This is a genomic window from Sporosarcina sp. P34, from assembly GCF_002743375.1.
Taxonomy (GTDB): domain Bacteria; phylum Bacillota; class Bacilli; order Bacillales_A; family Planococcaceae; genus Sporosarcina.
Genome location: NZ_PDZC01000019.1, coordinates 1 through 19,479, shown reverse-complemented (window position 1 = coordinate 19,479; position 19,479 = coordinate 1). Strand labels below are relative to the sequence as shown.

Below are 19,479 nucleotides of genomic sequence, written 5' to 3'. Positions count from 1 at the left end.
CAAGCTTTACTCAAAGAGTCTAGTAACGATAGCGAAGAGGTCACACCCGTTCCCATACCGAACACGGAAGTTAAGCTCTTCAGCGCCGATGGTAGTTGGGGGTTTCCCCCTGTGAGAGTAGGACGTTGCTAGGCTTTATTTTTTTGCTTCTTTTCAGTGGTCCCGTGGTGTAGCGGTTAACATGCCTGCCTGTCACGCAGGAGATCGCGGGTTCGATTCCCGTCGGGACCGCCATATTTTAACATTCCAAAACGATTTCACCTTAACGGGTGTGATCGTTTTTTTATTGTAAATAAACAGGACTGGCTTCTTGGCTTTTGTTTTGTAAGGTTTTTCTGTACACTAGTACTATAATAGGAAGAGAAGGGTGAGTTGGTTGTGTGGGAGAAAGAAATCGAGTCCGTTGAGGAAATGAAGAAGCTAGCCACCGAAATAGGTCGCTATCTTAGACCACCTGATGTACTGACACTTGAAGGCGATCTTGGGGCTGGCAAGACAACATTCACAAAAGCGCTTGCAAAAGCAATGGGTATCACACGGACAGTTAGTAGTCCTACTTTTACGATTATCAAGCAGTATGAAGGGGATTACCCTTTCAATCATTTGGATGTATATCGGTTAGCCAATAGCGAGGAAGACTTAGGTTGGGACGAACTGTTTTATGGAGATGCGATTTCTGTAGTGGAATGGGCACAATTTATTCAAGAAGAGTTGCCTGAACATCGGTTGGAATTGATCATCCATCATACGGGGCCTGATTCCCGCAGAGTTCAATGTATGCCAAAAGGTGAACGATTTACACGTATTTGTGAGGAGATTTTTACATGATATGGTTAGGTATAGATACAGCAAATTCACCTTTATCTGTAGCAATCGTTAAGGATGATGTATTACTTATCGAAGAGTCAAGCATGATGAAGATCAATCATTCGCTGCGCGCGATGCCGGCAGTGGAAGAGGCATGTCGTAAGGCAGATATTACTCCTTCGGAAATAGACGCGATTGCTGTTTCAGAGGGCCCTGGTTCGTATACAGGTGTTCGCATAGGTGTAACGATTGCGAAGACATTAGCATGGACGCTTGATAAGCCGCTTTACGGTGTATCAAGTCTGAAGGCTTTAGCGTTTAATGGACAACTGTTCAACGGTCTGATCTGTTCTGTAATTGATGCGAGAAGATCCAACGTTTACGCAGGTGTCTATCGAGCAAAGGGTACTGATTTGGTCAGTGTATTAGAAGATCAGCACTGCCCAGTTGCACAGTTATTGGAGAAGTTAAAAGAGTGTAAAGAGGCGGTCTTATTTGTTGGAGAAGATGTCAAACTGTATGAATCAATTATTCGTGAGCATCTTGGAAAGCAAGCATATATTGCTCCATTCGCATTAAATGTGCCACGTGCATCTTCTGCTATCCTACTAGCGCAAAGTGCAAATCAACCCGAAATAGTTCATACATTTACACCACAATATAAGCGCATTACGGAGGCAGAAGCCAATTTGATGAAGAAGGGGTCTTCCTATGAGTAATGAAGTACTATTTCGAAAGATGACACCTGAGGACATTCCAGCGGTTGCGGGTATTGAACTTGAATCATTTGCCACACCTTGGACAGAAGAGATTTTTGAGCATGAATTAACAGGAAATGCATACGCACATTATATTGTTGCGGACCTGGACGGTGAAGTGATTGGGCATTGTGGTATGTGGATTGTGCTCGATGAATGTCATATCACTAATGTGGCCGTACTATCGGCTTATCGAGGTAAAGGGTATGGAGAAGATCTGATGCGTCAGGCGATGGAGTTGTGCCGCTTGAATGAAGTGAAGACTATGACGCTTGAAGTGCGAGTGAGTAATGAACCAGCACGGATGTTGTATCGCAAGTTAGGTTTTCAAGAAGGCGGCATCAGGAAAAACTATTATACAGACGACCATGAAGATGGTCTCGTCATGTGGGTGGAATTCTAATGAAAAAAGATCATTATATTTTGGGTATTGAAACAAGCTGTGATGAAACCGCGGCTTCTATAGTAAAAAATGGGACGGAAATTATTTCATCTATTGTATCATCACAAATCCAGCAGCAAAAGAAATTTGGCGGTGTGGTTCCCGAAATAGCGTCGCGTCTGCATGTGGAACAAATCACTCTGGTGATTCAGGAAGCACTGAATGAAGCGAAACTTGTACCAAGTGATTTGGTTGCAGTCACTGTGACGGAAGGGCCTGGATTAGTGGGGGCGCTGTTGATCGGTATCAATGCGGCGAAAGCTTTTGCCTTTGCTAATCAGTTACCATTGATTGGTGTGCATCATATCGCAGGACATGTCTATGCCAATCAATTGATTCATGAGATGGAGTTTCCTTTGCTGGCACTCATCGTCTCGGGCGGTCATACTGAGCTTGTCGTTATGAAGTCACATGGTTCATTCGAATTGATTGGTGAAACGCGTGATGACGCAGCAGGCGAAGCTTATGACAAAGTTGCTCGGGTACTTGGTTTGCCTTATCCCGGAGGTCCGCAAGTGGATCAGCTCGCGCTGATGAGTGATGAAGGTATAGATTTTCCACGCGCTTGGCTTGAAAAGGATTCCTATGACTTCAGTTTTAGTGGATTGAAATCTGCAGTTATCAATTATAAGCATAATATGGAGCAAAAAGGCGGAAAGATCAATCATGCTCATGTTGCGGCGGGCTTTCAGCAAAGTGTTGTTGAGGTACTGACAGTCAAGACAGTGAAAGCAGCGAGAGAATATGACGTGAAGCAAGTGATTGCGGCAGGTGGTGTAGCTGCCAACCAAGGACTGCGAAAATCATTGACCGCTGCGCTTGAAAAAGAAGGGATTCCTTTCTATGTTCCACCTATTTCATTATGTACAGACAATGCAGCGATGATTGCTGCGGCTGGCTATGAGATGTGGAAAAGCGGTGTTCGAAATGATTCTAGCATGAATGGTCGACCTGGAATGCCATTAAAATCATGGAATTAATGAATACACACACAGTTTGCTAACTTTCAGCAAATTGTGTGTTTTTTTGTTAAACGAATATTAGTTTGTCAAGAGGGAACATTCGTACTTATACACAGTTTGTGGATAGATTGTTGGTAACTTTTATAAGCTGTGAATGGTAAACGGATACATTTTGGATAACTATGTGGACTAGTAAACAAGTATTTGTGGGTAACGTGGATAACTATGTTCATATGTGGTCAAATGGGGATTTTATCTGTGGAAAAGATTGTGGAGAAATAAAGTGTATTTTAGCTTACAATTTCTTAGGAAAGTATAAAAATGACGAACGATAGGAAGAATAATAGGATTCTTGTCGCAATTTGTCGTGAAGTTGTTTGGATAATAGAGTTGAAGCAACATATCTTCACATACGTGCTCATAGTTATTGCGGAAGCGCTCATAAAATTCATTATGCGCTCTATAGAATATGATGACCGCTCTATGTCGAACTTCGACCACTCATACTCTCTGGGCGAACGCTCTATCTTACAACATAACCGCTCATACCCAAAATAACATAGAAAAAACAAGCATCAAGAACCACCCAGTTCTAAATGCTTGTTTCGTTTTAAATTATTTTAAGGTTCCAGACGTTTTTACAAATTCTCTAACTCATCTTGAAGTAACAACCACTCTTCCGATCGTTCGTCATGGACCGCCTGGATTTCATCGATTTGACGTTGGATATCCATTAGTGCGATGTGATCGTTTGCTAGTTCGGGTTCTAGTAGCTTTGCTTGCAAAGTTTCAATTTCTTCGTCAAAGGCTTCAAGTGTATTCTCTATGTCAGCAATGGATCGTTTAAGCCGGCGTTCATGGCGTTGATTTTCCTTATTCGCCACTTCTTTCTTGACGACAGGCTCTTTTGCTCGTTGTTCGAGTTGTGTAGCCGCTAATATCTCTTCTGTCTCAGTCTTTTTCTCGACGAAGTAATCGTAATCGCCTAGGTACTCCACTGCTCCATCGTAACTCATTTCAATAACTTTGGTTGCGAGTCGGTTGATAAAGTACCGGTCATGTGACACGAATAAAATCGTTCCAGGGAAATCATCAAGTGCATTTTCTAATATTTCTTTGCTGTCGAGATCTAAATGATTCGTTGGCTCGTCCAAGATCAATGTATTGGATTTCTCGAGCATTAGTTGCGCCAATGAAAGACGTGCTTTTTCTCCACCTGACAGGGAAGTGACGAGCTTTTCTATGTCGTCACCCGTGAACAGGAAGCGTCCGAGTAGTGAGCGGACATCTTTTTCATTCATTTGTGGCCAGTCGTCCCATATTTCCTGCAAGACTGTACCTGTACCAATAAGTGTTGCCTGATTTTGATCGTAGTAACCAAATTGGACATTCGTGCCGTAGCGAATTTCTCCGCCCATCAGTTCGTTACGCTTTACTATAGATTTAAGCAACGTGGATTTGCCGACACCGTTCGGTCCAACAAATGCTACACGATCACCTTTATAAATACGCAAATTAATGTTCTTCGATACAGGTTCTTCACCATAGCCAATTTTGACATTGTCTAAAGACAGTACATCGTTACCGCTTGGTCGGTCAATTGAGAAGGAGAAGTTCGCGGATTTCTCGTCGCCGTCAGGAGATTCCATCCAGTCTCTCCGCTCTAGTTGCTTACGTCGGCTCTTCGCCATTTTGGAAGTGGACGCACGCGCAATATTTTTCTGAATGAATTCCTCCAACTTGGCCCGTTCATCCTTTTCTTGAACGAATAACTTCTGATCGCGTTCATAGTTCTTCGCTTTCTCGTCTAAGTAGGAGCTGTAATTACCGCTGTACCTTGTGACTTTCCGTCGAGATACTTCATATACAGTGGTAACTACTTTATCGAGGAAGTATCGGTCATGTGAAACGATTAGAATCGCACCTTCGTAGCCCGACAAATACCGTTCGAGCCAGTTCAATGTTTCGATGTCCAAGTGATTCGTCGGTTCATCGAGTATTAACAAGTCTGGCTTACTCAGAAGCATCCTTGCAAGCGCTAAACGAGTTTTTTGACCGCCTGACAGTAAGTGCACGGGCTTCTCGAAATCATCTGGATAAAAACGCATGCCATGAAGCACGGAACGAGCATCGGCTTCAAACTGATAGCCTCCTGCCTCCTTAAAATCAATTTGCAGTTCATCGTATTCCGTCATGATGCGCGTATAGCGACTCGCATCTTCAAGCACCGCAGGATTCGACATTTCATGCTCTAGCGCGCGCAGCCGGCTTTCCTTTTCACGAAGTGGCGCGAATACCGTCATTACTTCATCCCAAATCGTTAGTTCCGAATCCAGCCCACTGTGCTGCTCGAGATAGCCCATGCGTACATCTTTAGGAATGATGATATCTCCTTCATCCGCGGATATTTCTCCTGCAATAATTTTCAATAAAGTCGATTTTCCAGCACCGTTTCGTCCAACTAGTGCGACGCGATCTCGATGTTGTACTTCGAGACGGACGTTTTCTAGTAGATCCGTGCCGGAAAAAGACTTAGTTAGTCCATTTACTTGTAAAATAATCAAGCCCCACACCTCTATTCTTTATCAGTTTAATGGAATGAGACGTCCCATGCAATAATCGGCTTTACAATGAACTCGTTGTGCTGTACGATAAAAGCGGCTATACCCATGTTCAGGGGTTGGTCATTGAAGTGACAATGGAGGTAGGGTACAGCTGTGAGTAAACCTAGAATTCCGCAGGCAACGTCAAAACGGTTGCCTTTGTATTATAGATTTTTACGAAATTATGCAGATAAAGGCGTACAACGCATTTCGTCGGGCGAATTAAGTGAAGCAATGAAGATTGATGCGGCAACGATTCGCAGAGATTTCTCGCACTTTGGGGCACTTGGACGCAAAGGATACGGCTATGACGTAGATTCCTTGCTGCAATTCTTCCGCGAAACACTTGATCAAGACGAAGAAACGAAAGTGGCATTAATCGGGGTAGGTAGTCTCGGCAACGCTTTTTTGAAATACAATTTCCAAAAGATCCACAATACGAAAATTGTCGTGGCATTTGATCCGAAAGCGCCGCATGAAGGCGAACTAAAGAACGATATTCTTATTTATCCACCTGATCGTCTTGAAGAGAAAATTAATGAACTAGGTATTGAAATGGTAATTTTGACTGTGCCATCACGTGTTGCACAGGAATTGACGAATCGTCTTGCTACAACGTCTGTGAAAGGGATATTGAACTTTACTCCTGAACGGCTGGCGGTACCAGATACAATCCGCATTCAGACAATCGATTTGTCCGTTGAGCTGCAAACATTGATTTATCTTATCAAAACGGACGTAAAAGATTCACAAATTAGGTGACACTACAATAGTAAAATTATAGGTTTTCATGTAGAATAGACATATTATGAGGAGGTGGCCAACATGGCTCCAGGTATCGGAAGTTTACTGATTATCGCTGTGATCGCGTTACTTATATTTGGTCCTAAGAAATTACCTGAAATCGGTAAAGCATTCGGTTCTTCATTGCGTGAGTTTAAAAACGCAACAAAAGGCCTTACAGATGACGAGGACGACGTAAAAAAGGTTGAAGACAAGAAAGAAGAAGTGCGCTGAGTTAGGGTGTTATTCTGATGGCAGATAAAGACTTAACAATCATTGAGCATATAGATGAAGTGCGAAAACGGCTGATGGTAATTGTCGTTTTCTTTATTGTTGGAGCAATTGGCAGTTTCTTCTTAGCGAAGCCTCTGATCAATTTTATCCAATACGATACACCTGCTGAACAAATTACACTGAATGCGTTTAACGTGATAGATCCAGTCGTGATCTATTTGAAAGTTATAGTATTCCTAGCGATTGTCATTATTTCACCGGTTATCATGTATCAATTTTGGGCCTTTATTTCACCCGGACTTCATGAGCTTGAACGTAAGGTCACATTGTCATATATCCCGTTTGCTTTTCTCTTATTTATAGTAGGGATTAGTTTCTCGTATTTTGTATTGTTACCGTATGTCATGAAATTCATGATTAATCTGTCAGGTCAATTGAACATTGAACAGACAATTGGTATCAATGAGTATTTCTCTTTTTTATTCTCACTATTATTGCCGTTCGGTTTTGTCTTTCAGTTACCGATCGTCATTTTATTTTTATCGCGTCTCGGCGTGTTGCAACCTAAAGTACTCGTTAAGATACGGAAAGTCGCGTATTTCGTCTTGTTCGTAATTGCGGCGTTCATTACACCACCGGATATCGTATCGCATTTATTCACTTCGGTTCCACTGTTCATCCTGTATGAGATCAGTATCGTGATTTCACGTCTAGGCTATCGGAAGTTCGAGAAATCTGAACGGCTACGCCAGATGGAAGAAATCAAAGCAGAGCAACAGCGTCAAATTGATGAAGTGATGAATAAAACGGATGATAAGTAAACATAAAAGATCCTCTTGCAAATGCAGGAGGATTTTTTATGCATACGGGAGTACGATCAAATATGGGTTCATTTACCAATGCCTCTATGGTAAACTATCTAAGAATAGAATGAGTAGGGGGACATGAAAAAAAGTGAATCGAAAAAAGACTCCAACTAGATGGAGCAAGTGGTTACTAGGTGCATTATTGCTTATGGCGAGTGTTACGACTCCTATTATAGAAGGTCAAGCAGCTGCGGCTCAGCAGTCCTATAAAGGGTTAGAAACAGGGATTAATCAAGTTATTTCAAGTCAGCGTATGCGTGGGACACGAAGCAGTGTCGTCGTACGTGATGCGGATACTAATCACGTGATCTATCAATATCGTGGCAATCAAGGTGTCACACCCGCGTCGAACGTCAAAGTTTTAACCGGTACATCAGCCCTTGAAGTGCTGGGGAAAGATTATACATTTGATACAGATGTCTTAACGAACGGTACAGTGAAAAACGGTATTCTCGACGGTCATCTCTATTTGCGTGGTACAGGCGATCCGACATTACTTGAAGCCGACTTATTACGCATGGCCCGGCAAATCCGTGAATCAGGTATCCGTTCCGTTACAGGACATATCGTGGCGGACGATACATGGTTTGATACACAGCGTTTATCACCAGGTATTCATAAAGCAGACGAAACGTATTACTACGCAGCACAAGTTTCGGCACTGACGATTTCGCCAAATAAAGACTATGATGCAGGCACGACAATCGTTGAGGCGAAGCCAACACGAAACGGTAAAGCAGGAGCCGTCACGTTGACTCCTCACACGGACATCGTAAAAGTCGTTAATCGCACACGTACCGTACCAAAAAATCAACGAAACACGGTGACGATGAAACGTCAGCAAGGAACGAACACGATTATCGTTTCAGGAAACGTACCACTCAACTCAAACGGCAAGCGCCAATGGGTAACGGTATCGAATCCGACAGCCTATACAGCGGACGTCTTCAAACGCGCACTTGCTAAAGAAGGTATCAAGCTTCAACCAACAGCTCGTGTAACACGTGGAAAAACTCCTGCGAATGCAGAGTTACTCGCAAAGAAAGAATCGATGTCATTGTATTATTTAATGATGCCGTTCATGAAGTACAGTAACAACTCTCACGCAGAAATCTTGGCAAAGTCTATGGGGCGCGCAGTATATAATGAAGGAAGTTGGAATGCCGGCTTGCGTGTTGTGAGGGAAACGTTGGAAAAAAACAGTATTAACACAAAAGGTATTTATTTAGAAGATGGTTCAGGTATGTCGCATAAGAATAAAATCCCTTCAGAAAAAATTGCGGAAGTGCTGTATGCGGCCCAATCTAAAGAATGGTATCCTGCATTTGAGCGTTCATTGCCAATCGCAGGTGTGAATGATCGTATGCTAGGTGGTACGTTGCGCAACCGTTTGACGAGTCCACTTGTCAGGGGCAAAGTGCAGGCGAAGACCGGTTCGCTCAACGGTACGGATTCGTTGTCGGGCTATGTGAAGACGAAGAGCGGACAAGAGCTGATCTTCAGTATCCTGACAGAGAACGTAAAAGGAACAGCGAAGCCTGATATTGATAAGATGGTGCAGGTAATAGCTGCGCAGTAAGAAGTAGGAGGTTTGTAGTTCGGAGATTGGAGTTCCGGCAGGGGGCGTCGATCAACGGTACTTTCCCGCTTACCGAACTTTCAACATATCCGCATTAAAAAATCTCCCCATTCACGGGGAGATTTTTTCTATTGTAGGAATAATATGATGCCCTGCTGCATATCTTGTAATTGTTGCAGTTTATCCGCATTCCATTGCACGACAGTGACAAAACTATTCATGAGGAAATGGGCAATCATCGGGGTCAGCAGACGCTTAGTCTTATAATAGACAAAGGCGAAAGCGAGACCTGGCATTAAGTACATCAGCAAGTGTTGCAACTCGCCATGCACAGCTGCAAATACGATGGCGCTGACAATCGCAGCGACCCAAAAGTTCGTTTTTGTGTACAAGCCACCGAAGATAATCCGGCGAAAGACGACTTCTTCGAGGAACGGTGCAAACAACACCATAGCGAAAATAATAATAGGTGCTGTTTTTGAAATATTCGACAATAACTCCGTATTTTCGGAGCCAGCGGTGACACCGAACACGGACTCAATCGCGGCACCTATAATTTGTCCAGCCATGGCGAGGAAGAAACCAAGTACTCCCCATAGAAGAACGCTTCCGAATCCGACAGGCTTTCCTTTAAATGCAGGTAAGAACTTTTTATTTTGTAACAAGATCACAGCAATGATAAGTGCAGCGATACCTTGCGTGATGAATAACGTCCAGGCGAAACCTTGTGATACGGCATCTGCTTTAGACAAGTCTTTGCCGGTGAAGTAAATAATTAATTCAGGGGCAAGAAAGATGCTGGTAATCTGGAGCAACACATACGACATGAAGATCATCAGAGCAACAACCCAGTTTTTCACGGTACACAACCTTTCTTTCATACATGTTGATTAGTTTAACGCGAATAAAGACGTTTGGCAAAAGAAGAAATTGTCGAACACTTTTACTTGCATTTCTGTGTGAAATTCATTAATATTAGAGTTGTGTTAGCACTCATCATAAGTGAGTGCTAAGAAAAATAAAAATTACACATTATCTCGAGGAGGTTGTTTCATTTGTTGAAACCACTAGGTGACCGTATCATTATCGAATTAATCGAAGCAGAAGAAAAAACATCGAGCGGCATTGTTCTACCGGACTCTGCGAAAGAAAAGCCACAAGAAGGAAAAGTAATCGCTGCTGGTACAGGCCGTGTTCTTGAGAACGGACAGCGTGTCGAACTAGAAGTATCTGAAGGCGACCGCATCATCTTCTCTAAATACGCAGGCACTGAAGTGAAGTATGAAGGTACTGAATACTTAATCCTTCGTGAAAGCGACATTCTTGCAATTATTGGATAATTAATGAAAAAGTAAATGTAATAGAAAAATAGAAAATTCTGGAGGGTATCAAATACAATGGCTAAAGAACTTAAATTTAACGAAGAAGCACGTTCCGCAATGCTCCGCGGTGTAGATACACTAGCAGACGCTGTAAAAGTAACACTTGGGCCAAAAGGTCGTAACGTCGTACTTGAACGTAAATTCGGTTCACCACTCATCACAAATGATGGTGTAACGATCGCAAAAGAAATCGAGCTTGAAGATGCATTTGAAAACATGGGCGCAAAGCTTGTAGCAGAAGTTGCATCCAAGACAAATGACATCGCAGGTGACGGAACAACAACAGCAACTGTCCTTGCACAAGCCATGATCCGTGAAGGCTTGAAGAACGTAACAGCTGGTGCAAACCCGGTTGGTATCCGTAAAGGAATCGAAAAAGCGGTAATCGCAGCGGTAGAAGGTCTTCAAAGCGTTTCCGATGAAATCGAAAGCAGACAAGAAATTGCACAAGTTGCAGCAATCTCTTCTGGTGACGAAGAAGTCGGTGAGTTGATTTCACAAGCAATGGAGCGCGTAGGTAATGATGGCGTCATCACAATCGAAGAATCTAAAGGCTTCATTACAGAGCTTGATGTAGTAGAAGGTATGCAATTCGACCGTGGCTACGCATCTGCTTACATGGCAACAGACACAGACAAAATGGAAGCAGTACTTGATAATCCATATGTTTTGATTACGGATAAGAAGATCAACAACATCCAGGAAATTCTTCCAGTGCTTGAACAAGTTGTTCAGCAAGGTAAACCATTGTTGATTATCGCAGAAGACGTTGAAGGTGAAGCTCTTGCTACACTAGTTGTCAACAAACTTCGCGGTACATTCAACGCAGTGGCAGTTAAAGCACCAGGTTTTGGCGATCGCCGTAAAGCTATGCTTGAAGACATCGCAATCCTAACAGGTGGACAGGTAATCACAGAAGATCTAGGACTTGATCTAAAATCTGCTGACCTTACTTCACTCGGACGCGCTGCGAAAATCGTAGTAACAAAAGACCATACTACAATCGTAGAAGGTAGCGGTGACGCAGGTTCAATCGAATCACGCGTAGGCCAAATCCGTTCGCAGTTGGAAGAAACAACTTCTGAATTTGACAAAGAGAAATTGCAAGAACGTCTAGCTAAACTTGCTGGCGGTGTAGCAGTCATCAAAGTCGGAGCTGCAACTGAAACAGAGTTGAAAGAGCGTAAACTTCGTATCGAAGACGCATTGAACTCTACTCGTGCGGCAGTAGAAGAAGGAATTGTATCTGGTGGCGGTACTGCACTAGTTAACGTTTATAAGCAAGTAGAAGCATTACTTGAAGGTACGGAAGGCGATGTATCTACTGGTATTAAGATTGTTCTTCGTGCACTTGAAGAACCAGTACGTCAAATCGCAACTAACGCGGGCCTTGAAGGTTCTATCGTAGTAGACCGCTTGAAGCGCGAAGAAGTGGGCATTGGCTTTAACGCAGCAGAAGGCACGTGGGTTAACATGGTAGAAGCAGGTATCGTGGATCCAACGAAAGTAACTCGTTCTGCACTACAAAATGCAGCATCTGTAGCGGCTATGTTCTTGACTACTGAAGCTGTAGTGGCAGACCTACCAGAACCAGCAGGTGGCGGTGGAATGCCTGATATGGGCGGTATGGGTGGAATGGGCGGCATGATGTAAAATAGCGAAATGAACCCTTTCACGACGGGGTTTTAAGCTATCTGCCATCATTTTTGATGCCCTTTTGATGCCTAAAACTTATTTTTGATCATTATCGGGCTGTTGAAGGCTTCTCATTAGTTGACCAAACTTTTGAGAGGCCTTTTTTTGTTTTTCTTTTGTAATGTGTAAATACACTTGTGTTGTCGTTTCATCATCTTTATGTCCTAGCCTATCCATTATCTCGAATAGATCGACACCTGCTTCTGCCATAAGAGAAGTATGAGTATGCCTTAATGAGTGAGGAGTAAGATGCTTGGTGATAGTTGGCAATTGTTTTAGTACGGCTTCCATCCGATTTTGAACAGTTTTGATGAAAAGTGGATAGCCGAAATAGGGAGGATTTATTCTGCCGAATACATAATTTTTATCATAATATTCATCACCAACTTCTTCTTTTACGGCATCTATTAATTTTTTCTGATTTAGTAATGCGTCTATTACTTCATCTTCAACTATAATTTTACGAATAGACGAAGTTGTTTTTGGTGGCAATAGTGTATATTTAACGCTGTTATTAGTTGGGTTGTAATACGTTTTCGTTATACTAATTGTTTTTTGAATAAAATCTATATCACTCCATCTTAACGCTACAAGTTCCCCTACTCTTAACCCAGTCCACGAAAGTACGAGCAAAATTGCATATGTTTCCTGTTTCATTTCTTTTGCTTTCTCTAAAAATATCTTCAACTCATCTTTTTCAAGAAACAGCTCCTTTACTTCAGTGTTTTCAATTTGTTCAACCGTGGTTCTATCTTTCGGGATTCTAGCAAATTCTGTTGGGTCAGAAATTAGTACATCTTGTTCCCTTGCCCTCTTAAATATCATACGTGCTGTTCCATGAATACCGGATATGGTGTTATAGGCTAAATTCTTTTTGTTTTTTAAATGATTTAGCGAATTTTGGTACATAGTTTTTGTGATTTCTTTAATCTTATATAAAGCAAAGTAGTCATTTAAATGGCCGATCTCATGAACACGCACTCGAATCGTGCTTATTTTTATTTCTGTTGTTTGGTAGAAGGAAAGCCATTCATCAGCCATGTCTTGAAAGGTAATATCATCTTTTATTTCGAAGTTAAGAATATTCATTTGGTATTCAAATTCTAATGCAGCATCCTTTGCATCTTTTTCACGCTTGAAACCACGTTTAACAATTCTACGTCTTTTCCCGGTTTGCGGATTAATTCCACCCTCAACAATATACATCCAACGTTGTCCACTTTTAGTCTCATACTTCTCATATCTTGCCATTATCTACGTTTACTCCCTTCAATTAGTCTTACTAAATGCTTCTGAAACAAATCACTTTCTCTTGAGCGTAGCCACTTATCCAACCTTTCGCTAGCGAAAATAGGATCGGTGTTAAAGATGCTTGCAATCAGTCCTATGGCCTCGCATTGAAGTTGAGGTAGGTTCATCTGATTCAACAAAAATGTTGGTATACAAAAGTGATAAGCAAATTGTTCTGCTTGCCATTCCTGATACTCCCGGAAGGGATTGTGCATTGAACACTGGTATCCCTCATGACCCAAGATGTGGGCCAATTCATGAGCAAAGTCTTGCCAAATTGCCTGTTTGGACTGGTTTTTATTTAAAAAGATTCGATAAATCCCTCCCATATTATTTGCTTCACTTGACTCATCAAAATAATAAGTTTTTATTTTAAACATGTTAGAAATGTCTTCGATAAGATCCATATGATAAATCTGGGACGGTTTTATAATATTTAGCGAATGATAAATCGAAAAAACCTTTTCTTCCAATGAAGATAGACTTGAAATTTTCAAATTTAATTCGACACCTTTTTCACGAATCAGGAATGTATGTTCGTATGATGTTTATAATAATACCCTATCCTGATAAAAAAGATAGGGTTACTAACTCATATTTTAAAAGGTGTTTCATTTGTCCTCGTTTTTAATAATATCCCACATTTTCCGCAATTTTCGTAAGTCTTCTTCACTAGATTTAGGTAATTCTGAATACCACCGTTTTAAGTCTGGATCGTTGATTGCTTTTTGGAAATCTTCTTCGTCTTTATCAATGGGATCCGGGTTATCAGTATTTTCCAGAAGATAATCAATAGATACGTCAAAGAAATTAGCTAATTTTTTAGTAGCTTCATGATCAGTCTCTCTTTGGTTAGTTGAACTTTCGTAATAACCATATGCTTGTCTAGTTATACCCAATAGCTTGGCCATATCCTCTTGTGTTAGCTTCTTGGCTACTCTAAGTTTTTTTAACCTTTCTTGAAAACTCATAATATATCTCCTTAGAAAGTAATTTAATTATATTATACAGCAACATCTTGTTGCTTGATCATAAAGTAACAAAATGTTGCGTATAATACGAAGTAGGTAAAGCAACGAAATGTTGCCTGTATGGGGAGGAGAAATTAAAAGAAATGAGAATGTGGCTTAAAGCAGAACGTGAAATGAAAAAACTTACACATCAAAGCATAGCCGATTTAATTGACGTTGAACGACAATACTACGGAATGATTGAAAAAGGTAATCGTACACCAAGCCCAAAAGTAGCGAAGAAGATTGCAAAAGTTTTAGGAGTAGATTGGACTCTTTTTTTGAGATGTGAGGCAACAAAACGTTTCCTGTTGGAGCGAATAATAATTTTTAAGATATTTACTAAACATGTCTATAAATCAGTTCCTATATAGAGCATAGCATCGCCAAGATCTTTCAGCAAAAAAATTGTCAAAAGCGAGCGGCAGTCAAATGACCAAAATGTCAAGACGGTGGGCTTTGATTTATGGACGTGTGAAAAAATGAAAGGAGAGCGGTAGATATATGAATATTGTACTCGAAGAACTCAAAGCAAAGCTACTAGAAGAGAGTTTGAGAGAACTTTTTACACAGGCTTATGAACAAGGCGTGAAAGATAGCCAAGAACAATATGCTTTTCCACATTTACTAAATAAAAAAGATTTGTGTAAAATATTTCAAGTTGAGGAACCAACAGTAAATAAAATCATCACTAGGCAGGGGTTTCCGAAGTCCAAGTTCGTTACTGCTCGTTATCCGCGGGATGAAGTATTCAAGTGGATGCACGAAAACTGTGTAAATGTTGATGAGAACAAGCACCAAATAAGAAGTCGTTCATTTGGCTAGTTAATAAAAAAGAGAAAGGATGAAGAGATATGACTTACTTTGTAGTTCAGGTTCGTAGCGGAGCGGAAATTGAAGTGAAAGAAATGTTGAATACTGTTTTGAATAGAGCAGGCGATTCAATGGTTAATGCTATCTATGCAATGGAAACATTCACAGAAATTATTCGCGATGAAAATACTGCTGTTGATCTTTCGGAATTAAATTCAGACGATATATCTGAACACTTGTATGTAAAAAGAATCCAAGCAGGCTTAAACAATCTTCGCATCGCTTGCGACAAACTTAAAGAATACAAAGATGCCAATTCTCTTGCCTTGCTTGAAACGTACAAAGGCAGCATCCGTGAACTCTCCAAAGACTTGAGGGAAGTTCGAATGAATACGAAGAAAATAAGTAGCGTAATTAGCGGCTATATTTTAGTAGAATTAAATGTAGATTTTTATTACTTCCCAGATAATTTGTGGCATTTAGTAAAATCTGTCCCCAACGTAACTGGAATTCCAAGTAAGTACAATGTTCCACAAGAAGAAGTCGATGCTTTCTTCCAACAGGTAGACATTACACCGGAAGTGGAAATGCAATTTGAAGAACTTCTATCAAGTGAGGAGGTTGTGGAAGCGAGAAACGAAATGCTGTATGAAGCGAATAAAGTAGTTGGTACTGTTGAAGAAAAAGTATTACTTGAGCAGATTGATATTATTGCAACTAAAGTTGTTGATTCTGTAAATGAAATGAAAAATGACATTGATTCCTCTAACCCAATTATTAGAAACGTAGAACGATGTAAAGCGTTTATTCATCGTAAACGTCAAATAATAGTGATGCCTATGGATCTATTCTTGACTCTTTATAATGATATTAAAGTACAAAACCTTATCCCGGCCCAAAGTTCTTTTGCATTTCTTAATCGCTTTAGATCCATATTGTATAGAGACGATAAGATGGTGAGTTTGGAATGAATGAATTCATTGGAAAAGTTATAAAGGTTCTTTATAGAAATGAAGATTTTCTGATTGCTAAATTGCAAACGGATAATGAAGAACTCACAATTAAAGGAAACATTTACGGTGTAGATAAAGGTGAAGAAATAAAAGTTCGTGGGACATGGGAAAATCACATGCTGTTTGGGAAACAGTTTGTGGTGGAGTTTTGGGAAAGGCCGATTCCGCAAACAAAAGATCAAGTGATTGCATTCCTTGCATCGCCCCTTATAAAGGGATGTGGGCCGAAACAGTCAGTGGTAATTGCTGAAAAGTTGGGTGAAGACTCTTTGATGATAATCAGCGAACAAGGCGAGGCGAGTTTACAAGGGATTAAAGGAATCGGGAAGAAACGCGCTAGTAACATTGTAGAAAGCGTTAGGTCTACGTTTGAGGTACAGAAAATCATTTCGGAACTACTTGTGTTCGGAATATCCGCTCGTATGGCGATGCGGCTGTATAAAGAATACGAGTCTAATACGGTAGCAGTTGTTACAGAAAATCCATATAAGCTAACAGAATTAAACCTGATAGGGTTCTTAAAGGCTGATGAAATTGCTCAAAAGATTGGTATATCACCCTTATCAGGATACCGCATTGATGCTTGTGTGAACTATGTTCTAAAAGAAACATGCTTCAGTTCAGGCCATTGCTATGTGATGGAAGAAAGTCTGCTTGCGGAAGCTGCAAGTGCATTAAACCATAATACGATTGAAGAGAACAAAGTTTCGATGGATGAATTAGCACAAAGTATTTACCGTTTAGAAGAGAAACATATCGTTATTGAAGACAATTGCGTTTACCCAAAGTTTTTATTCACATATGAAGACAGGTTAGCTCGGAAACTTTCAGAAATGAAGGGTTCTCGGGATGGCGTAGCATTGCCTTCGTTAGAAAAACAGATAACCAACTATCAAAAGAAGCAGGGAATCATCCTAGCTGAGAAGCAACGTGATGCGATTAGGCGGTTATTTGAAGAACAGATGTTAATACTCACTGGTGGTCCTGGAACCGGTAAGACAACCGTTATACGTGCCATGATTGACGTGTACAAAGGAATGCATCCAGAAAACATTATATGCTTAGCTGCCCCAACTGGAAAGGCGAGTAGACAATTGTCAGAGGTGGCTGGACATGACGCATCTACAATCCATAGGCTAATTGGGTACCAACAGGGAGAAATTCCTACCTACAATTGGCAAGATAAACTTCCTTGCGATTTGTTAGTCGTTGACGAAATGTCGATGGTGGATGTTCAGTTGGCTAGTTTACTAATGGATGCACTCGAAAAGGATACCAAAATTCTCTTTGTAGGAGACACGGATCAATTGCCATCGGTTAGTCCTGGGAACGTTCTAAGCGACATGATTCAGTCAGGATTACCAACTGTGGCTCTTACAGAAGTATTTCGACAAGCACAAGAAAGCCAAATCATAAGTAATGCCCATATGGTTAATCAAGGTAAATCACTTCTTATCGATAGCGATAAAGGTGATTTTTATTTGTGCGCCCAGCATGGGCGTAGTCTCTAGGGTGCAAGTCCCGAACTGTGAAGGCAGAAGTAACAGCTAGCTTAACGCAAGGGTGTTCGCGGTGACGCGGAATCTGAAGGAAGCGGGCGGCAAATCTCCGGTCTGAGGAACACGAACTTCATATAAGGCTAGGTACAATTGGGTGAGTTTGCGAAACAAAACAAAGCCCTTTCTGCCGAAGGTTGTATCTAGTAAATGAAGCAGATAGATGGAGGGAAAGACTACGTTCTTACCTGGGGAGGTCTGACTGATACGCCAAGTACACTTGGTAAGCTATTCAGTGATGGATAGTTGAACAGTCAGAAGTCAGCAGAAGCCATAGTACCATTTCTATCTCGAGAAGAATGGGAAGGGCTGAACAATTAAGAGAGAACAACATCTTGGCATTCAGTACACTGTGATGAACACAGATAACCTTACAGGCATACTTGAAGAAGGAAATGGTGAATTCCATGGGGGACTTCAAGATGGTGGAGCAGAGCTGGCATAAGAAGAACGGTTGTTTACGGGAAGAGGCGTATCGAATGTTGATGGAACGAATCGTATCACGGGAGAATCTACTATCTGCCCTCAAACGGGTGGAACGTAATAAAGGTAGTCACGGTGTGGATGAAATGCCTGTACAAAACCTACGAACGCATATCGTACAACACTGGGATTCCATGAAAAGGAAACTTCTAGAGGGAACCTATGAACCGCAACCAGTCCGCAGGGTCGAAATCCCGAAACCTGACGGTGGCGTGCGCCTATTAGGTATCCCTACTGTGATGGATCGATTCATTCAACAAGCTATTGCCCAGGTACTCACTTCTATATATGATCCAACGTTTTCAGACCATAGTTATGGATTTCGTCCAAAACGAAGTGCTCATGATGCGGTCAGAAAAGCGAAAGGGTATTTAACAGAAGGGAACCGGTGGGTAGTCGATATAGACTTAGAGAAATTCTTCGACAAAGTGAACCATGATCGTCTTATGGGAACACTCGCGAAACGAATTGAAGATAAGCGTCTACTGAAGTTAATCCGTAGCTATCTGAAATCAGGCATCATGATAAATGGTGTGGTGACAAATAGTGAAGAAGGTACACCGCAAGGTGGTCCCCTAAGCCCCTTATTATCCAATATAGTTCTAGACGAACTAGACACGGAATTGGAAAGAAGAGGTCACTTATTTGTACGCTATGCAGATGACTGCAATATCTATGTGAAAACAAAGAAAGCAGGATATCGCGTGATGAATTCTGTTCGTTCATTTATTGAAGGAAAACTGAAGTTGAAAGTGAATGGGGACAAGTCCGAAGTAGACCGCCCTTGGAAGAGAAAATTTCTTGGATTTAGCTTTACTAATGGTAAAATCCCGAAGGTTCGAATTGCCAAACAGAGTGTCAAGCGCATGAAGAATAAGATTCGAGGGATTACATCCAGAAAGAAACCTTTTCCCCTAGAGTATCGGATTAAGAAGCTTAATCAATACTTGATGGGGTGGTGCGGATATTTCTCCTTAGCAGATACACCCAGTGTATTTAGTAAATTCGATTCGTGGATAAGAAGAAGATTGCGCATGTGTATATGGAAGAACTGGAAGAAACCCAGTACCAAAGTGAGGAAACTTATGGGATTAGGCGCTCCGAAGGAGAAAGCTTATGAATGGGGAAACACTCGCAAAAGTTACTGGAGAATCTCGAAAAGTCCCATACTACACAGAACCCTCGGGAACTCCTATTGGAATT

General features: G+C 41.3%; 20 protein-coding genes, 1 tRNA gene and 1 rRNA gene. 17 read left to right on the top strand and 5 right to left on the bottom strand.

Annotation, left to right across the window (positions count from 1 at the left end; genetic code table 11):
- Positions 1 to 18: 18 nt before the first annotated feature.
- From rrf to tsaD, 6 genes are all read left to right on the top strand, one after another.
- Positions 19 to 134, top strand: a 5S ribosomal RNA gene (rrf, locus tag CSV63_RS16130).
- 24 nt (positions 135 to 158) lie between these two features.
- A tRNA-Asp gene (locus tag CSV63_RS16125) sits at positions 159 to 234 on the top strand.
- A 144-nt stretch (positions 235 to 378) separates the two neighbouring features.
- A complete protein-coding gene (tsaE, locus tag CSV63_RS16120; RefSeq protein ID WP_233192183.1) occupies positions 379 to 828 on the top strand; it encodes a tRNA (adenosine(37)-N6)-threonylcarbamoyltransferase complex ATPase subunit type 1 TsaE in 450 nt (149 codons plus the stop codon).
- Positions 825 to 1,526: a tRNA (adenosine(37)-N6)-threonylcarbamoyltransferase complex dimerization subunit type 1 TsaB gene (tsaB, locus tag CSV63_RS16115; RefSeq protein ID WP_099696719.1), complete on the top strand. Its 702-nt coding sequence runs from the start codon at positions 825 to 827 to the stop codon at positions 1,524 to 1,526. The genes tsaE and tsaB overlap by 4 nt, the downstream gene beginning before the upstream one ends.
- Entirely contained in the window at positions 1,519 to 1,968 is a 450-nt protein-coding gene (gene rimI, locus CSV63_RS16110; protein WP_099696718.1) for a ribosomal protein S18-alanine N-acetyltransferase, read from the top strand. The genes tsaB and rimI overlap by 8 nt, the downstream gene beginning before the upstream one ends.
- Positions 1,968 to 2,987: a tRNA (adenosine(37)-N6)-threonylcarbamoyltransferase complex transferase subunit TsaD gene (gene tsaD / locus CSV63_RS16105; protein ID WP_099696717.1), complete on the top strand. Its 1,020-nt coding sequence runs from the start codon at positions 1,968 to 1,970 to the stop codon at positions 2,985 to 2,987. The genes rimI and tsaD overlap by 1 nt, the downstream gene beginning before the upstream one ends.
- Before the next feature lie 620 nt (positions 2,988 to 3,607).
- Here tsaD and CSV63_RS16100 read toward each other — a convergent pair.
- Positions 3,608 to 5,533, bottom strand: a complete 1,926-nt coding sequence (locus CSV63_RS16100) for an ABC-F family ATP-binding cassette domain-containing protein (protein WP_099696716.1) — start codon at positions 5,531 to 5,533, stop codon at positions 3,608 to 3,610.
- Between the two features lie 153 nt (positions 5,534 to 5,686).
- Between CSV63_RS16100 and CSV63_RS16095 the strand changes: the two genes are divergently transcribed.
- The 4 genes from CSV63_RS16095 (at position 5,687) to dacB (ending at position 9,034) form a co-directional block, all read left to right on the top strand.
- Positions 5,687 to 6,334 (top strand): redox-sensing transcriptional repressor Rex, encoded by a 648-nt coding sequence (locus CSV63_RS16095; protein WP_099696715.1) that lies wholly within the window; start codon positions 5,687 to 5,689, stop codon positions 6,332 to 6,334.
- A 63-nt stretch (positions 6,335 to 6,397) separates the two neighbouring features.
- The gene (locus CSV63_RS16090) at positions 6,398 to 6,589 is read left to right on the top strand and encodes a twin-arginine translocase TatA/TatE family subunit (RefSeq protein ID WP_029055052.1); all 192 of its coding nucleotides are present in this window, start codon (positions 6,398 to 6,400) and stop codon (positions 6,587 to 6,589) included.
- 17 nt (positions 6,590 to 6,606) lie between these two features.
- Positions 6,607 to 7,410 (top strand): twin-arginine translocase subunit TatC, encoded by an 804-nt coding sequence (gene tatC, locus CSV63_RS16085; RefSeq protein WP_099696714.1) that lies wholly within the window; start codon positions 6,607 to 6,609, stop codon positions 7,408 to 7,410.
- Positions 7,411 to 7,543: 133 nt separating this feature from the next.
- Positions 7,544 to 9,034, top strand: coding sequence for a D-alanyl-D-alanine carboxypeptidase/D-alanyl-D-alanine endopeptidase (dacB, locus tag CSV63_RS16080; RefSeq protein ID WP_099696713.1), 1,491 nt, complete (start codon positions 7,544 to 7,546; stop codon positions 9,032 to 9,034).
- A 128-nt stretch (positions 9,035 to 9,162) separates the two neighbouring features.
- On the opposite strand, the gene CSV63_RS16075 is transcribed toward dacB, so the two are convergent.
- Positions 9,163 to 9,894: a CPBP family intramembrane glutamic endopeptidase gene (locus CSV63_RS16075; RefSeq protein WP_158233985.1), complete on the bottom strand. Its 732-nt coding sequence runs from the start codon at positions 9,892 to 9,894 to the stop codon at positions 9,163 to 9,165.
- 195 nt (positions 9,895 to 10,089) lie between these two features.
- Here CSV63_RS16075 and groES point away from each other — a divergent pair, with 195 nt between their 5' ends.
- Both groES and groL read left to right on the top strand, forming a co-directional pair.
- On the top strand, positions 10,090 to 10,374 hold the full coding sequence (groES, locus tag CSV63_RS16070; RefSeq protein WP_029055048.1) for a co-chaperone GroES: 285 nt from the start codon (positions 10,090 to 10,092) through the stop codon (positions 10,372 to 10,374).
- Positions 10,375 to 10,431: 57 nt separating this feature from the next.
- The gene (gene groL, locus CSV63_RS16065; RefSeq protein WP_099696711.1) at positions 10,432 to 12,069 is read left to right on the top strand and encodes a chaperonin GroEL; all 1,638 of its coding nucleotides are present in this window, start codon (positions 10,432 to 10,434) and stop codon (positions 12,067 to 12,069) included.
- Positions 12,070 to 12,147: 78 nt separating this feature from the next.
- Here groL and CSV63_RS16060 read toward each other — a convergent pair whose 3' ends face one another.
- The 3 genes from CSV63_RS16060 to CSV63_RS16050 all read right to left on the bottom strand — a co-directional run bounded on the left by CSV63_RS16060 (position 12,148) and on the right by CSV63_RS16050 (position 14,372).
- A complete protein-coding gene (locus CSV63_RS16060; protein WP_099636627.1) occupies positions 12,148 to 13,362 on the bottom strand; it encodes a site-specific integrase in 1,215 nt (404 codons plus the stop codon).
- Positions 13,362 to 13,898, bottom strand: coding sequence for an ImmA/IrrE family metallo-endopeptidase (locus CSV63_RS16055; RefSeq protein ID WP_099636626.1), 537 nt, complete (start codon positions 13,896 to 13,898; stop codon positions 13,362 to 13,364). Before CSV63_RS16055 ends, CSV63_RS16060 begins: the two co-directional genes overlap by 1 nt.
- A 114-nt stretch (positions 13,899 to 14,012) precedes the next feature.
- Positions 14,013 to 14,372: a helix-turn-helix domain-containing protein gene (locus CSV63_RS16050; RefSeq protein WP_199175259.1), complete on the bottom strand. Its 360-nt coding sequence runs from the start codon at positions 14,370 to 14,372 to the stop codon at positions 14,013 to 14,015.
- Positions 14,373 to 14,515: 143 nt separating this feature from the next.
- Here CSV63_RS16050 and CSV63_RS16045 point away from each other — a divergent pair, with 143 nt between their 5' ends.
- From CSV63_RS16045 to ltrA, 5 genes are all read left to right on the top strand, one after another.
- The gene (locus CSV63_RS16045; RefSeq protein ID WP_099696710.1) at positions 14,516 to 14,785 is read left to right on the top strand and encodes a helix-turn-helix transcriptional regulator; all 270 of its coding nucleotides are present in this window, start codon (positions 14,516 to 14,518) and stop codon (positions 14,783 to 14,785) included.
- A 130-nt stretch (positions 14,786 to 14,915) separates the two neighbouring features.
- Entirely contained in the window at positions 14,916 to 15,236 is a 321-nt protein-coding gene (locus tag CSV63_RS16040; RefSeq protein ID WP_099636623.1) for a MerR family transcriptional regulator, read from the top strand.
- A 29-nt stretch (positions 15,237 to 15,265) separates the two neighbouring features.
- Complete coding sequence (locus CSV63_RS16035) at positions 15,266 to 16,195, top strand: transcription termination/antitermination NusG family protein (protein ID WP_099636622.1); 930 nt, start codon at positions 15,266 to 15,268, stop codon at positions 16,193 to 16,195.
- Entirely contained in the window at positions 16,192 to 17,748 is a 1,557-nt protein-coding gene (gene recD2 / locus CSV63_RS16030; RefSeq protein WP_099636621.1) for an SF1B family DNA helicase RecD2, read from the top strand. The genes CSV63_RS16035 and recD2 overlap by 4 nt, the downstream gene beginning before the upstream one ends.
- A gap of 524 nt (positions 17,749 to 18,272) precedes the next feature.
- Positions 18,273 to 19,479, top strand: a 1,207-nt coding sequence (ltrA, locus tag CSV63_RS16025; RefSeq protein ID WP_099696709.1) for a group II intron reverse transcriptase/maturase, incomplete at its 3' end; no start/stop codon positions are given.